This is a genomic window from Micromonospora sp. NPDC049497 (assembly GCF_044465805.1).
Lineage (GTDB): Bacteria > Actinomycetota > Actinomycetes > Mycobacteriales > Micromonosporaceae > Micromonospora.
Map to the genome: position 1 here is coordinate 44,754 of NZ_JBITMC010000007.1, position 16,005 is coordinate 60,758.

Here is a 16,005-nt window from a genome sequence, read left to right on the forward strand (position 1 = left end):
CCGCTTAGGTTTCCACGCGTGTCACCGAATAGTGCGCCACGATCAGCAGGTCCTCGATCGCCTCGGGGTTGAGTTTGTCGCCGGTCCGGAATGCCTCTGCGACCGCGGCGATTGCGGTCGCTGACGCGGTCAGCGTGAACGTTCCCGGCGGCTGTGCCGCGCTCCCGTAGTCGAACACGGCCATCGGCACGCCCGCGACGAGACTGCCCGCGACCATCAGGTCGGCGGGGTCCCCGTTGCCCGCGGGCGGAGTCAGCGTGAGCGCAAGCGGCTCGGCATCGGACCACGCCGCGTCCGCCGCGGGCAGGAGGAGGACCAGCAAGCGGTCGATGGTGATTTCCTGCTCGCGGAAGGCGTAGGGGAAGCGGTTGATGTCGAGTGGAAGCACGAGGGACTGCTCGGTCTCTGACTCGGCCGGGTAGAGGAAGGCGTTGAACGCGTCGGGGAACTCGTGCCGGGCGCCGAACAGCGCGAGGGGACCGGGCGCGTCGGCGAGACCGGTCGGCCGGGCCGCTAGCGCGTCGCCGATGCTCGCTACGGCGCCCAGCTTCAGGACCTCGCCGCCGTCGCGCGCGGTGTAGCGCAGCTGCAGAATGACGTCCGGGATGGTACGGCGGTCGAAGGCGTCGAAGACACCCTCGAGCGAGAGCTGCCAGTCGCTGATCACGCCGCGCCGCTCGAAGGGCAGGTAGCGCGGGTCGTCGTGGTCCTGCTGGAACAGCCCGGGGTCGTTGCGGCCGGTGCTGGTCACGATCGACTCGACCGCGCCCACCTCGTCGCGGAAGCGCAGGTCCTCGTCACCGGTTCGCCGGTAGCCGGCGCCGGGGTCATCGGGCGAATCGACCGTGGGTGTGAGGCGGGTGCTGCTCTTGGTCAGCGTGAGCTTGAGGTGGAGGGCCGCCATCGGTCCGACCACGGCGGGCACGGTCAGGCTCACCGACTTGATGCGGCGCAGGTACGTGCCGGGCACGTCGAGATCGAAGAGCGCCTCGTCGAGTGTGAAGGTGCAGCTGCCGGTCTCGCGCAGCGCGATGAGCGCCACCGGGTCGATGCCCGCGAGGGAGATGCTCCGCGTCAGTTCCAGCTCGCGCTTGTCGTTCTGAAGGTAGCTGACCTCCATGCGGTCGAGATCCAGGGTGATCCGCTCACCGGCCATCAGGCCCTTCTTGAGCGAATCCCAGTTCGCGAACTGCACGAACGAGGCGTCGTAGCGCGCCAGTTCGTGCTGGTAGCAGCGCTCCGCCTGGCGCGCCACGTCGTAGGCGAGCGCGTAACTCTGGTAGTGCACCGCCGAGACCTGCGACACCATCCAGTCGTAGAGCTGGTCGCTGGTGTACTTGCTGCGCATCCACTGGTCGACGGTGCGGGCGTGGTCGCGTTGCAGGTCGTGGTTCACCAGCTCGCGTTCGACGATCTGCTGCCGGGTCTGCGCCGCCTCGATCTGTTTGGAGATCGCCTCCAGCTCCTTGTCGGCGAGGCCGGCCTGGAGCTCCCATTCCTCGGCCCGCCGGGCGTTAGCCGCCTCGAGGCCGTGCATCGCCGCCTTCTGCGCATGGAACGTCGCGGTGGCACCCAGGAAGTCGGCCGCGCCGGCGGCGCTGAGTCCCAGTTGCGTGCCGCCCCACCGGAACTTGACCACCGGGCTCGCGAGGCCGGACGCGCCCAGGTCTCCATCGGGCGCGATCGCGAGCGAACCGGCCAGCGCCCTCGCCGCCTGGTGCAGGACGGTGGAGGTGTTGGCAACCTTCAGCTTGCTGATCTGTTGTTGCTCGAGTTCGCTGAGACCCTCGTCGGCCAGCCTGTGGTAGTGCTGGGCACGTTTCTCGGTGACCTGTTTGCTGCGCTCCAGCGCGACGACCGACGCCTTCGCCTCCTCGACCTGTTGCACCCGCACATCTCGCATCGCGTCGAGCAGCGCGATCTCATGCCCGGACCGGAGCTGCTGCAGTTCCTCGGAGTCCCGCTTCTCCAGCGCGGCGAGCAACGCGCCGCCCAGCGCCCGCACATTCGCGGCGAGCGCCTGCGCCTTCTGCACCATGGTGCGGAAGCGGTAGTGCGGCAGCGCCACCTGCAGCGAGGCTACTGCACTGGCGAGGCTGCCGCCCGCAGCGGCGGTGCTCACCAGCGCACCGGGATCGATCCGCGGCTGGAACAACGGGAGTTGTCGTACGACGCCCTCGATGTTCATGCAATGCCGGATCTTGTAAAGGCGGTCGTCGACGGTGTCCCACAGCGTCATGAGGTTCTCGTTGTGCGGAACGCAGAAGTAGAGCGTTGTGCCGAGATTGACGGCCGGAGGTTCCGCGCCGGAGACCGGCTGCGGGGCGAAGAGCAGGTTCTCGACCTCGACCATGGTGTTGGAGAACGCGTCGAGCCCTTCGGCCTTGAGCTGGTCGAAGCTTTTCGCCACCACCTCCTCGCGCGGCGGGACATCCTCGGGCCGGTCGCCGAGGATCTCGCGTGCCATGACGTAGAGCTGTGTGGCTTCGTTGACCGACTCCATCGTGTCCTGACGGAACAGCGAGTCGCCCCATTCGAGCACCGTCTGCACGTACTTGATGACGACGGCCTTCTGATAGGCCGTGATGCGCAGCCGCGCGATGGCCCACGGGTTGAAGGGGTCGGCGATGTACGCCGCGATCTGTGCCTCAAGATCAGCGCGCAGCTCGACGGACTCCGAGCTCGGATCGTCGCCGGCCAGCGTGGCCAGCATGGTCTGAATCGTTTCCCCCACGTTGGAGGTGAAGGGTTTGACCATCCAGTACCGGTAGGGCGGGTCGTACGCGGGGTTGCGGTTCGTCGGCTGGAAGAGAAAGTGGAACCAGCGCAGGGCCTCGTCGAAGCGACCCTCGCGCCGGAGGCGGTCGGCGATGAGCAGCGGGATGTGGAAGAACAGCTCCCAGTTGTAGATCGAGTACGCCCCGGAGGCGCCGAACTGGATGTTCTCGACCGGGTACGGCTCGACGACGACAGACTCGGATGGCTGGTAGGTCTGCTCGAAGACGTCGAAGCGGGCGAGTTTCTGGCGAGCGAGTGTCTGCGACGCCGCTCCGCTGTCCTCGTCCGCCGGTGCGAGAAGTCCGTCGACACCGCCCCGCCGGACCTCCTTGATGAAGCGGCAGGCGAACGGGTGGAAGTGGAGGTTGAAGGTGTAGGTCCAGACCGGATCCCCGAGCACACCGGTGTCCACCGCGCCGTAGGCCTGCAGCGCGCGGTCCTCCTCCTGCGTGGCGAGGTCGTTGTACAGCAACGCGCCCTCATAGTCGGCAGAGTGCTGGAGGCCGGCGGCAGACTGCGCGAAGGGATCGCCCGCGGTGGGTTTCTGCGACGCCTGTGACCCGATGCTGATGCCGAACGGCTCCGCCGTGTTCGTCTCGGCGAGGTTGCTGGCGGGCGTCGAGGTCGAGCGTGCCGTCGCCGCGATCAGGTCGGCGGCGTGGGCGTCGAGTGGCGCGATCGTGTCGACCGAGCGGTCGAACAGCAGCACGCCGCCGGTCACGTCCCGGTCGTCGCCGGCTTCGAAGCCTTCGTAGGCCACGCTGCCGCCGGTCTTCCCCGGTGCGTCGGCCCCGATCGCATCGGTCTCGAACTGGTGGGCGTAGTCCGTCGGCGACCAGCCCTGCGCCGGCTCGACGAGGAAGGTGCGCTCGGTGTCGAAGTAGAAGAACGGCCCCTGCGAGGCGAACTCGTTGTACTGCCGCGCGACGGTGTAGTAGGTGTCGTCCAAGGGGGTTTCCAGCGCCAGAATGTTCTCCGCGCTCTCATCGGCGATCAGGTTCTTGTCGGCGTCGACCGGCCCGGCGAGAACCAGGCAGCGGGGAGGTCGTACTGGAACAGGGCCGATCCACCGAGGTTGACGGTCAGGCGGGAGGAGGAGGACGTGGTCCTCGTCGGATACACAACGGCGTCCGGGGTTGGCTCGGTCAAGGCCAGAACGGCGCCCGTACAGTCGTCGAAGATGAATTTTCCGCATGACCACGCACCGTCGTAGTCATAGGCGGTGTGCGAGAAGATGCACTCGATCTCGAGCGATCCGCCGTCGGCTCGGGTCGGCCGGAACTGGAACGCGTGCCGTTGATAGCTCGGGGCGAGCCCGGTGTACGCCGCCCTGGTGTCGATCTCCTGCTGGGAAACCTGCTTCGGCGTCCATCCTCCGTCGCGGTTCTCGCTGTGCGCGAGCTGAACGGTCAGGAACTTCGCCGGCGGATCACCGTCGTTGTTGTCCAGCGCCTGTTCGATGAAGATCGGCCAGAACACCATCATCCGGCGGTTGTGGATAACGGGAATGAGGTGGTCGCCCTCGATGTCGAGGTCCACCTTTGCCCAGGGCGACCAGGTCCCGGCCGCGCGGCGCCGGTAGAAGTAGACCCGCGGCAGGTTCGGCGTCCGGCCGAACACGTGGAGCACGTCGACGGCGGCCTCCGCGTCCTCTTCCTCTTCGTGGTAGTAGGCCACGATCTCCAGCCGTGACACCTGAAGCAGGCTCTGCAGGTATGTCAGATAGGCCTGTTCCGCCGTCGCGTCGGTGATGGGCGCCTGGAGCAGGTCGGTCTCCAGCGCAGTGAAGATCTCCGACTTGTCGTCACGCAGCTCCGGCCAGAGCCAGTTCTCCGGGTAGAGGAAGACCCGCCTGTTGGCCTCCCAGACCCGGTAGTTGCGCATCCACGCCCAGCGTTCCTCCGCGCCGGCGCCGAGATCCGGCGTCTCCAGGTTGAGGAAACACCGCTGCACATACAGCTGTACCGAGCCGATGGCCTGAACGATGCGCGAGGTGAGCATGCATGGATCCATCTCGACATCGACGAGGACGTCGGCGAAGAGATCGGCGGGGTCGTCGAGCCCAGGGGTGTTGGAGACCAGCCAGGAGACCAGGGCCGCGCACTGCCTGTCCCGCAGCTTGTTCCGCAGCGGGCGCGCGACGTCGTACCAGCGGGTCGGCTCGTAGTCGGCCTTGGCCGCGAGCACGACGGCGCCGGCCACACCGGGAGTCACGTCGGCCGACGCCCAGCCGGCCGCCTGCTGCGCCGTCACGCCGACCTTGCGCAGCACGCCGAAGCTGTCGGCGAGGGTGTGCAACGCGGTGCCGTCCCGGAACGCCGCCGCTCGGTTGAAGCCGAACTCATCGGCCAGCCAGCGCAGATCGCTGTAGACCGCGCTGTCCGCCTCGAACGACCAGCCGGTGCGGTCGCGCAGCAGCCCCAGCAGGTCGTCGCGGGTGACGGTGGGGTCGCCGGCAGAGGTGAGCAGCTCGATGACCGAGGGCGTGCTGCCCGGGATCCGGTCGCGCAGGCGGAGCGCCTCGCGCAGGGCACGCCACCGCACGTAGAGCGCCGCCGCGTCGGCGATGGCGGCGAGCGGCAGAGCGGCGGGATCCAGCATGCCCGCGGGGATGCCGCCGGACAGCAGCCAGGCCTGTTCCTCGACGCCGATGCCGAGCTTGCCGAACACCATCGCGATCTTGTCGAGCAACGTGAGCGTGGCGAAGGCGGCCGCGTGGTCGCTCGCCGCACCGAGCACCGGCGCGTCGGCGAACCCGCGGCTCATGAACACGCCCAGCAGGTCGGTCGTGCCCTCGGCGGTCGGATCGTCCAGAACCGCGGCCGGCGCGAGCGCCAGGAGCGCGTCGGACTGCTCCGGCTCCAGCGCCAGCAGGCTCGCGACCTTCTGCCGGACCAGCAACTGCTTGCGTACCGTCGCGAGGTACGGCACCAGGCGCTCCAGCACAAAGGCGTACCGTGCCGCGGCCGGCATCGCCGCGAAGCCGAGGGTGCGCGGGTCGACGTCGGTGATGAAGAGCGCGAGGTACGTGGCGTAGAGCCGTTCCCGCTCGGCAGGGTCGACCGGCGTGGTGCCGTCGATCAGCGCCAGGACAGCGTCGAGGTCGGCGGCTTCCACGATCTCCGACAGCAGTTGCTGGGTGATCTCACCGGTGGGGTCGGGCTCGACGACGGCCTCGGCTTCGACCGCCAGCAGGCCCGCCTGCAGTTCGGTGAGGAACACCGACTGCGCCGTCTCGTCGGGACCGACGGACAGCGCCGCGTCCGCGTCGTGCCCGAGCAGGTAGAGCAGGTCGTCGGCGGTGAAGCCGGCGTCATTGACCGCCCGGACCTCGTCGATGAAGCGCAGGGTCGCCCGCGTGTCGAAGGTGCCGTCGTCCGCGACGAACGGATCGGCCGGCTCATCGAGCCGCGCGAAGAGTTCGCGGAAGGTCAGGACGTCACCGACCGGGAGTTTCAATGCCCGGGCGAGCACCACCGTGCGGTGAAGCCGGGACAGTGTGGATATCGCGAGAGTCATGTCCGGCTCGAGGATCTCGTCGAGCTCCTCCGCCGTCATACCCAGCGCCGCCTGCAATTCGACGGTCCAGGCGGACAGCGGGTCGCCGGCGAGAGCCAGATCGCGGTTCTCGTCCAGCCGGAAGGGCCACGTCGCCTCGTCGGCGACGACCGCGCGATCGAGGAACACCCGGTCGTACAGCGGCACGATCGGCACGTCGCGACCCGGCCGGTCGAGCTTCATGTCGAGGTCGCCCCACAGCGAGAGCAGCGCCGGCAGATCGATGCGCACGGCGGCGCGGATGCGCCGGATGTGGGAGATGCTCTCGATCACGGCGTCGTCGATCTGCGCCGCGTCGAGGGCGATCAGTACCTTGTCCAGGTCGATGATCGACCAGTCGAGACGGCGCCACAGCCGCACGAAGCGCCGGGCACGGTCGTAGAAGTCGCTCTCCGGATGCGCCCGGGTCGCGTCCAGCAGTGTCATCTGCGCCAGATCGCAATGCGACTCGCCCTCGGGTGAGACGAGGCCGAACCTCCACCCGGGATTGACCCAGGTGACGTGGAGCAGATCCAGCAGTTCCGGGAAGGAGAGCCCGCTGCGGTCCAGGAACCGGGTCGCCTCCGCCAGCGTGTCGGTCCACGTACCGGAGCCGGCCGGAAAGCCCCACAGTTCCTGCTGCGTGTGGCCGGAGCGGCCGGTCACGAGCCGCCGTTCGAGGCTGGTGAGGCCCAGGTCCTCGGAGGCGACGGAGACATCGCTCGGCACCGAGCCGCGCCGGAACGCCTCCATGAGCTCTGGCCGCCGTACCCCCTGCTGTTCCAGGTACACCCGCGTCTGCAGCGCGGTCAGGTCGAACGGAAGATCGAAGGGGTGCGCCGCCGTCGCCAGCACCCCGTCATAGACCCGCTGATTCAGGTATTCGGGATGGGCGAGCAGGACCTCCGACGGCAGGGTCGAGGCCGTGTGCTCCTCGGCCGGCAGCGATGCGATCCCGGCCACCCGGTTCTCGAGCACCTCCAGCACCAGGTCCACGTGGGGCACGACAGTGTTCGTGTTCTCGCAGGAGAGCTCCAGGGCGAACAGATCCGGGCGCCGCTCGCGCAGCGGTTGCAGGGCGCCCTCGTCCTCGAGCCAGTGCAGCAGGTCGGTGAGGTACGCCGCAGGGCTCAGGATCGAGCGGCAGTGCTCGCAGGCGCAGAAGTCGATGCTGCCGAACAGGGTGCGCCATTCGGGAAGCCCGCTCGACTCCGGCAGGCCGGCCACGGCGGCACCGACGTCCGGCACCGTCATGACGGCCGGGCCCTGGTATGCAGTGCCGAGGCCGGCCACCAGGTTCGCCGCCCGGGACGCTTGCACGGCCGCGGACTCGTAGATCGCACGGGCCGCCGGCTCGCCACCGACCGCGCTCGCGAAGCGCGTAACGAAGGCGTGCTTGCCAGTGCGCACGACGTCGCGCGCCGATGCGATGCCGGCAGCGTCCAGCGCGAGCATGGAGCGCCAGCGATCCACCGACGAGGCGATCCGGAACAGGCGCTGGTGGCGGGTGACCACGTCCAGCAGTTCCTCGCTCGGACCGTCGGGGAGGACGGCGTCGCCGGAGATCAGCCACGCACGCGCCGGGGTTCGCGCGAAGTCGAAGTCCTCGTTCGCCTCGAGGAAAGGCACCAGCAGATCCTTGCCGGTGAAGTCATCACCGCGCATGCGCGCCGCGACGCTGGCCGTTGGCCACGCCCGCTCCACGTTCTCCACCAGACGCCGCGCATACGCCGCCTCCCGCTCGGCCTGCGCCGCGCCAGGGATGGAGGCCGGGACCCCGACGGGGCGCCCGGCGCGCGTGCTGCGGATGTGGCTGAGCCAGTCGGTCTCGGTCAACCGCACGAGGTCACGCGCGCGCCGGATGCCGGCGTCGCTTCTGAGCGCGGCGACCAGCGGCTGGTGATTCTCCGTGAGCACGCCGAGGTGGAGGCTGAGCTGCACATCGTCCACCGCCGCCGGACCGAACTCCGGGTCCGTGCGAAGTTGCGCCCAGAACCCCCGTGGGTCCCCAGCGTGTCGTAGGTGGCGTGCGACGAAGGCGCTGCGCTGCGACTCGTTCATCGATGTCGTCATCAACAGAGCACCGAACGCGCCGGGCGCGGTACGGGCGGCGGCGTCGCGCGCGAGGGCTGCGCGCAGCTTCCGGTACACGGCCGTCCCGGACGCCCCGACGGCCAGGGAAACGATGTTGGCCGCACCCGCGCTCGCCAGCCGACGGACGATGCTGGCCTCGCTCGCGTTGAGCAACCGTCCGGCCGTACGCGTGCCACCGGTGCGGATCAGCCCATAGAGCGCCTCCGGGTCGACCCCGATGGCCGCGGCCTGTCGCCGCGCGAGCAGGTAGGGAGTGATCTGCTTACGGTGGAGACCGGTTCGGCGGACCAGGACGCCGACCGCGTGCGACCGGAGTGCGGCCAGGTCGTGGCCCTCGATCAGCGGCGCGACCGCCTCGTGCACGCGCAGGAAGTCGGACGGTCCACGCAAACGCTCGTCCCGGACGTAGACGTCCATTAGTGGCGAGGCGGCGCCGTTCACGGGTGGAGACGCGGCGATCGGGCGTCCGTCCTGGTTGATCACCCGGATGAACAAGGGCGAAGCCTCGGGTTCGTGGGCGAACTGATAGGTGCCGTCGGCCCCGGTCGTCGCCGACGCCAGGACCTGCTCGCCGACGAGGTCGAGCTGCACCGCCTCGACCCGGACACCCGCGATGACCGATCCGTCGGTGTGCCGGATGGTGCCGCTCACCCGGGGTTGCGGCTCTCCCGGCTCGCCGCCCGGCTTCGGGCCCTCGACGTCGACGTCGACGAGGATGTCGGCACGATCGGGCTCCTGTCCGACCGCCCATCGCCAACGCCCGTCCATGACCGAAACGGTCGAGTCGTTGCTGGTCACTTCGAGCGAAACGGCCGCCAGTTTCTGCTGCGCCCAGGACGGGAAGCCTTCCGGGTCGTAGACGACCCGGAAGGCGCCTTGCTGGTCGCTGACCACGGACGCGAGCGTCTGCCGTCGGCGCGGGCCCGCGGTCAAGATCGCGGTGACGGTCAACCCGGGCAGCGGCGCGCCGTCCGCCGCGGCGGACACCGTCCCGGGCACGGCCACCGGGCGGTGATCGTCATCGACCGCGACGAGGATCTCGACGGCATCCGGGGCGTCATCGTAGGGCCAGACAGCCGGGCGCCCGCGCACCGGGAGCGGGGCGTCGCCGGCCATCGCGCGCAGCCGCACGAGCGGTCGCTCCTCCACCGACAGGTCGCGCGCCACCTCCGTGTCGTAGGTCAATGCGTAGCGACCACTCGGGTCCAGCGTCGCGGCATCCAGAACGACAATGCCCGCCTGCCCACGCACGGTGGCCTCGACCCGGATGGGTGTGGCGGGTGTGCTGCCGACAACGGTGATCGAGACCTGAACGGTGATGGACGGCATGGCGTCGGACCTGCCCGTCAGCGCAGCGGGTGGGTGGAGGCGCTCAACGTACCGCTTCGGCGCGGACCCCAGCTACGGTTCGCGCCCGGGTCAATGCGGAGAGTCGGCAGCTGGACAGAGTGTGTCGATGGTGGACCAGGGCGACTCACCGTGCGCACCAGGATGGGATTGGTGACCATGGCGGGCGGCTGGGTGCGCCAGTTCGCGACCAGTTCCACGCGGTGCTGCTGGTCGGGGTGGGTTGGGTCGGCGACGTGCAGCCGCGCGAAGGTGTCGAGTCGAAGGTCGATGTCGACGCGGAAGCCTTCGGCGCGGTAAACGGTGATCACCTCGTCCACGGCGGTGGGGAAGTCGGCGCGGGGTTGCCAGTTGACGAACAGGTCGACGTCGGCTTGCAGTGCCGAACCCAGCATCATGCGCGGCAAGGTCAACACTTGCCCGCACCGTTTGTGTTTCCGGGGCGTACGTCAGGTGCAGCCCGAGGCTGCGGTAGACCTCCAGCTTGTGTTCCGGCTCGGCGTCCCGCAGGGCGCTCACGAGGTCGCAGAGCTCTTCGACGACGGCGATGATCTGCTCCTCGCTCGCCGTCGCGTCCCGGTCCGTCGGAATGTCGGGGATGTCGCCATAGGGCGCCTTGGTGATTCGCCCGATCGGGATGAGGCAGGGTCACCCCCGGTCCCGGAAGGCTGTCGAGGTACCAGTTCGCTGCGCGACAACCAGTTGAGGATCACCGGTGACCGTACGCGTGGGACAAGGCGTACCGAACCGAACCGCGGCGCATTGAGGTCAGGGGTCGTAACTGGCGGTTCGACGGCGATCGGACCGGAGAGGAGAATCAGGTGGAATACCAGGATTTCATCAATGCAGTGGCCACGCGGGCGAAGGTGTCGACCGATCAGGCGGCGACACTCACCAGCGCCACGTTGGAGACATTGGCAGATCGGATCAGCGCCGGCCAGGCTGAGGACCTTGCCTATCAGCTTCCCGAAGGCCTTGACGATCACCTGCGCAAACCGCCACCGCACAGAAGGGAGGAACATGCCAAGTCGTTCGGGCTCGAAGAGTTCGTGCGCCGGGTGGCGGACCACCCGGCCATCGACCGTGCGCTCGCCGGTGCCGGGGTCCGCGCGGTGCTCACCACGCTACGTGAGGCTGTTTCCCGTGACGAGTTCGAGGACGCGATGGCCCAGCTTCCCAAGGAGTTCCGGCAGGTGATCGAACCGGTGGGCGCCGGTGGCAGGCAGCGTCCCGGCTCGTAGCACGAGCCGGTCGGGCGCGCGCCAGCGCGGAACGGCGCCCGCAGCTGAACGTACGAGAGCGAACATCTCGAAGCGGTGGGGAAGCGGGCCGAAGTGCCGGCGGCGGAGGCGGCGAACGTCGTCGGCGCCACGCTGACGACATTGGCGGAACAGCGCGATGAACGTCCGGGCCACCGACGTTCGAGCCGTCTACGAGCAGTGGCGGTCACGGGGGGGGAGTTCCTGACTGAGCCCAAGGATCATCGCGTCGAGATCCGGTGCTACCTCCGGGGCCCGGACGGCTATCTGATCGAGCTCGGTCAGGGCACCGGGATTCTCGCGACGTCGACTCGGCGCCCGTCGGCGTGGTCGAGGAGGTGCTCACCGACGAACGGTGGGACATCTTCCACGGCGTCATCGTGGCGCCGCCGGGGTCGGACCAGTCCCACCGCTTCGCCCAGCGGGAGCAGATCGCCGGCCTGTACGAGCGGGGCGTCGTGCTGTCGGTACCCGGTGCCGAGATGCGCGATCCGGGCGAGGACCCGCCGGCTGGAGTGGTCGAGGAAGCGGCTCACCACCCGGTGCAGGCGGACCTGCGCCGCGCATGGCAGCGGCTGAGTCGACCCCGCTGAGCCCGCCGATCTGCGTCCCGGTGTGTCCTACGGCGAGACTCGTACCTCTACGGAGCTGATGAACCACCGAAAGTCGGACGTGCTGTGAATGGCCACGTCGTTCGTGCCGCTCTTGTCGAACGAACGCGTCCCGGCGCACACGACGACGGACTGACCCGCCGGCACCGGTCCCGCGCTGAACAGCTGTGCGAAGTAGTGGGCACCCCGGGTCAACTTCTCCTGCAGGAAGCTCTCGTCATCGTCGGTCGCCTCGTCGAGGACCGACATCTCGGCATATGAGGGCTCGGAGACGTTGGGATGCAGGACGTCGAGCATCAGGAAGTTCCGCTGGCCGGTGCGGGAGTTCGACCATCCCCATTCGTCCTCTGTTTCCAGGCGGTGCGTCGCCTCGACGCACTGCGCGTCGATGAGGACCTCGACCAGACCGGTGGTGGGCGGCACGAAGGCGAACGCTATCGAGCTGAACCCGTCGCCGGATGCGTAGTCGAAGTCGCCGGCGTCGCCGTTGTCCATTGTGATCGAGATGCCGACGTCGCCGACCGACGGGTTGAGCGTATGGATGCGATCAACGACGAAGTTGTCGTTGTGTACCGGGACGAAGCCGAAGTTGAACCCGAAGAACGGCGGCCGGAAGAGTTCCCACCGGTGTGGGCCGCTGTCGTCGGGTTCGTAGACTCCCCAGGGAAGCGCGTGCTCGTGGAACGGCGACAGCCTCAGCCATTTGTCGAGGTTGCTCGAGAGGTGGAACCCGGCCGTGACGTTCTCGTCCGCCGTGAAGACGTCGGCTACCGCCTCGTGGTAGTCGGTCGCGATCGCGACAATCGCCTCACGCCTGATGTCCCGACTTCGCATGAATGCGTCAGCCTTGTGTTTCCGGGCTTCGTTGAGTTCGTTGTAGGGCGACCGCAACCCTTGCGGTGGTTGAAGCAGGTCGCGAAACGTCAACCGCTCCTGCTGCATGAGTTGCCGCAAGTCCGTCCAGTTGTCGTCGCCCAGCAGGCGCTGCAGCCGGTCGCCAGCATCGGCTGACAGTTTCGCGGCCTTGCTGCTGCGCTTTTTGGTGATCTTCCCGAGCCGCTGCTCGCGCTCCTCCGCCGCCGCGTCCGCCAACCGCTGGGCTTTGGCAGGGAAATGGCTAAAATTCCGAATTGTCTTACAGGTACTGACCACGTCAACCACCCCACCAAACCCTTGCCTACATGCTGCTTCACATCTCTCCGAGTTGCCATACGGGTTGTGCTATGTACGCAACGCAACATCTACCTTCAAATGTGATCAACTGGACTCTTTGCGAAGCGGCCGGGAACCCAGCCCGGGGCAGCCACGTCGTAGGGGGCATGACGGGTAGCAGCGCCCACGTACCCCAGCCAACGGCCACCACCGGCGTCCCCCGAGCCATGACTCCAGCTCGCGTCATGGGGCTGGCCCTGATCGCCGGCCTGGCGCTGGTCACCGGCTGTACGGCGGAGCCGGTCCCCGCGCCGCCACGTGACCGGGGAGTGCCGGCCGGCGGGTTCCGGCTCGTCGCGTTCGACTCCTGCCCAGAGGCGCTGCGGCAGCTGAAGACGGCTGCCGAGGCCTACGTCGGGCCCTGGGGGTTCGGGCCGATCGGGGACATGCGTACCTTCGGCAACGCCGAACAGGCTGAGGCGCCCGCCGCGGCGGGGCGGGCGGATGCGGCGGCCAAGGGCTACTCGGGCACCAACACGCACGAGGCCGGGGCCGATGAACCGGACCTGGTCAAGACCGATGGCAAGCGGATTGTCACCGTGAGCCACGGCAAGCTGTACGTGGTCGATCCGGCCACCCGCCGACTGATCGGGGAGCTGGAACTGGCACCGGGTGCCGATGGGTTCGGCGGGGCCGAAGACGGCCTGCTGCTGCAGGGTGACCGGGCGCTGGTGCTGCGCCGCGACGGATGGGCCGGGATGGCGAAACCGGCCGTCCCCGAGGGAGGCGGGCGCCCCGCCCAGCCCGACGCCCCGACGCCGGACGGCATCGTCGGTCCCCGGCTGATCATGGTCGACCTGTCCGGCGCGCCGAAGATCATCGGCGAATACCGGATCGACGGCAATCTGGTGGACGCCCGCCAGGTGGGCACGACGGTCCGGGTCGTGGTCCGCTCCGCGCCCCGGCTGAACTTCCCGTACCGGGAACGGGCCACCGATGAGCAGCGCACCACCGCCAACCGCGAGATCATCGACAACGCCACCGCCGACGACTGGCTGCCCCGGTACGAGGTCACCTCCGGCGGGCGAACCAGCGCCGGACGGGTCGGCTGCGAACGGGTGAGCCGGCGGGCCGCCTACTCCGGCACCTCGCTGGTGACTGTGCTCAGCTTCGACCTCGGTGCGGCTACGCTCGGCGCTGGCGACCCGGTCACCGTGATCGCCGACGGCGACACCGTCTACAGCAACGGTCCCCGGCTGTACGTCGCCAACGACCAGCGCTGGCGGGTGCTGCCGATGCTGACCGCGCGGAACATCGCACCCGATCCCAGGGACGAGACCACCGAGATCTATCAGTTCGACATCTCGGGCGCGGGTGCCCCGCGGTACGTCGCCGCCGCGTCCGTGCCCGGCTGGCTCATCAACCAGTACGCCATGTCCGAGTGGGACGGGCACCTGCGAGTCGCCACCACCAGTGGCCGCACCTGGGGCGACAAGCCGAACTCGACGTCGAGCGTGTACGTCCTGCGCGCCGACGGCACGGCGCTGACCCAGGTCGGCAAGGTCACCGGACTGGGCAAGGGGGAACGGATCTACGCGGTACGGTTCGTCGGCGGCACCGGGTACGTCGTCACCTTCCGGCAGACCGACCCGCTCTACACCGTCGACCTGCGTGATCCGCAGGCGCCGAAGGTGAGCGGCGAACTGAAGATCAACGGGTATTCGGCGTACCTGCACCCGGCCGGCGACGGACGGCTGCTCGGTGTCGGGCAGGAGGCGTCCGACCGGGGCCGGGTCCAGGGCACCCAGCTCTCGCTCTTCGACGTCGCCGATCCGGCCAAGCCGACCCGGATCGCCCAGCACCACGTCAGGCAGGGGCACTCCGAGGCGGAGTTCGACCCGCACGCGTTCCTCTACTGGCCGGCCGAACGCCTGGTCGTGGTCCCACTGACCGTCTACGACACGCGCCTGCCGAGCAACGTGGCGCTGGCGCTGCGGGTCGGCGACGGCGGGTTCACCAAGGTCGGCACGGTCGATCACACACTGGGCACGCGCCGTCGCGGGGATCTGGCGCCGATCCGCCGCTCACTGGTCGTCGACGGAGTCCTCTGGACCGTTTCCGACGCCGGCCTCAAGGCGACCAGCCTCTCCACTATGAAGACCCTCGGCTGGCTGCGTACAGCGTGACCCCGGTGGTGGTGTCCGGGGCCAGAGCGGGAGTGGCCGGGATCAGACGTGCGTGATCACGTTCTTGCCGTACGAGGAGAGGGTCTTCTCCTTGTCGTCATGCATGAGGTAGAGGGCGAAGTTGTGCACCCCGATCTCCTTGAGCTCCTGCAGCCGGTCCACATGGGCTGACTCGGGCCCGACCAGGCAGAACCGGTCGACGATCTCATCGGGCACGAAGTCGGTGGACGGATTGCCGGCGCGGCCGTGGTGTGCGTAGTCGTAGCCCTCGCGGCCCCTGATGTAGTCGGTCAGCGCCTTCGGCACGACCCCGGAGTCGCCGTAGCGGGCGATCAAATCGGCCACATGGTTGCCGACCATGCCGCCGAACCAGCGCAGCTGATCCCGTTGGTGCGCGAGGTTTGTGCCCACGTAGGCCGGCGCGGCCACGCACATCGTGATCGAGTCGGGATCTCGACCTGCTGCGTTGGCCGCGTCGCGTACCGAGCCAATCGTCCAGCGGGCGATGTCGGGATCGGCCGTCTGCAGGATGAAGCCGTCGGCCTGCTCGCCGACCAGCCGCAGCGCTTTCGGGCCGTAGGCGGCCATCCAGATCTCCAGCCTGCCGTCCCGCACCCACGGAATGCGCACCGGCGTGCCGTGGTGTTCGACCTCGTTGCCTTCGGCCAGCTCTTTGATCACGTGCATCGCTTCTTTCAGCGTGGCCAGGCTCGCCGGCGGCTGGCCGATGACCCGCCGGGCCGAGTCGCCGCGGCCGATCCCGCACACCGTGCGGTTGCCGAACATGTCGTTGAGCGTGGCGAAGAGCGACGCGGTGACCGACCAGTCGCGGGTGCTCGGGTTGGTCACCATCGGCCCGACGATCAGGTGCTTGGTTGCGGCGAGGACCTGCGAGTAGATGACGAACGGCTCCTGCCACAGCACGCAGGAGTCGAACGTCCACCCGTAGCGAAACCCGTTGTCCTCCGCGGCGGTGAGGCCGGTCACGACGTCGCGCGCTGGCGGGTCGGTCTGGAGTACGACACCGAAGTCCACGGCTTC

8 protein-coding genes are annotated in these 16,005 nt (G+C 68.7%); 3 read left to right on the forward strand and 5 right to left on the reverse strand.

Annotated elements, in window-relative coordinates:
* Nucleotides 1-4: 4 nt before the first annotated feature.
* The 3 genes from ACIBR0_RS12640 to ACIBR0_RS12650 are packed head-to-tail and all read right to left on the reverse strand — an operon-like array spanning nt 5 to nt 10,172.
* On the reverse strand, nt 5-3,727 hold the full coding sequence (locus ACIBR0_RS12640) for a hypothetical protein (protein WP_396714995.1): 3,723 nt from the start codon (nt 3,725-3,727) through the stop codon (nt 5-7).
* Nucleotides 3,728-3,771: 44 nt separating this feature from the next.
* Complete coding sequence (locus ACIBR0_RS12645) at nt 3,772-9,738, reverse strand: neuraminidase-like domain-containing protein (RefSeq protein WP_396714996.1); 5,967 nt, start codon at nt 9,736-9,738, stop codon at nt 3,772-3,774.
* A 17-nt stretch (nt 9,739-9,755) separates the two neighbouring features.
* Nucleotides 9,756-10,172 carry a hypothetical protein gene (locus tag ACIBR0_RS12650; RefSeq protein WP_396714998.1) on the reverse strand — a complete coding sequence of 139 codons (417 nt, stop codon included), beginning with the start codon at nt 10,170-10,172 and terminating at the stop codon, nt 9,756-9,758.
* A gap of 405 nt (nt 10,173-10,577) precedes the next feature.
* Here ACIBR0_RS12650 and ACIBR0_RS12655 point away from each other — a divergent pair, with 405 nt between their 5' ends.
* Nucleotides 10,578-10,997, forward strand: a complete 420-nt coding sequence (locus ACIBR0_RS12655; RefSeq protein ID WP_357031781.1) for a DUF2267 domain-containing protein — start codon at nt 10,578-10,580, stop codon at nt 10,995-10,997.
* Nucleotides 10,998-11,341: 344 nt separating this feature from the next.
* Nucleotides 11,342-11,608 carry a hypothetical protein gene (locus ACIBR0_RS12660; RefSeq protein ID WP_396715000.1) on the forward strand — a complete coding sequence of 89 codons (267 nt, stop codon included), beginning with the start codon at nt 11,342-11,344 and terminating at the stop codon, nt 11,606-11,608.
* Nucleotides 11,609-11,635: 27 nt separating this feature from the next.
* Here the strand turns inward: ACIBR0_RS12660 and ACIBR0_RS12665 are convergent, their stop codons facing one another.
* The gene (locus ACIBR0_RS12665; RefSeq protein WP_396715002.1) at nt 11,636-12,787 is read right to left on the reverse strand and encodes a hypothetical protein; all 1,152 of its coding nucleotides are present in this window, start codon (nt 12,785-12,787) and stop codon (nt 11,636-11,638) included.
* A gap of 236 nt (nt 12,788-13,023) precedes the next feature.
* Here ACIBR0_RS12665 and ACIBR0_RS12670 point away from each other — a divergent pair, with 236 nt between their 5' ends.
* Nucleotides 13,024-14,964 (forward strand): beta-propeller domain-containing protein, encoded by a 1,941-nt coding sequence (locus ACIBR0_RS12670; protein ID WP_396715004.1) that lies wholly within the window; start codon nt 13,024-13,026, stop codon nt 14,962-14,964.
* 42 nt (nt 14,965-15,006) lie between these two features.
* Here ACIBR0_RS12670 and ACIBR0_RS12675 read toward each other — a convergent pair whose 3' ends face one another.
* Nucleotides 15,007-15,999: a TIGR03842 family LLM class F420-dependent oxidoreductase gene (locus ACIBR0_RS12675; RefSeq protein WP_396715006.1), complete on the reverse strand. Its 993-nt coding sequence runs from the start codon at nt 15,997-15,999 to the stop codon at nt 15,007-15,009.
* Nucleotides 16,000-16,005: the final 6 nt, after the last annotated feature.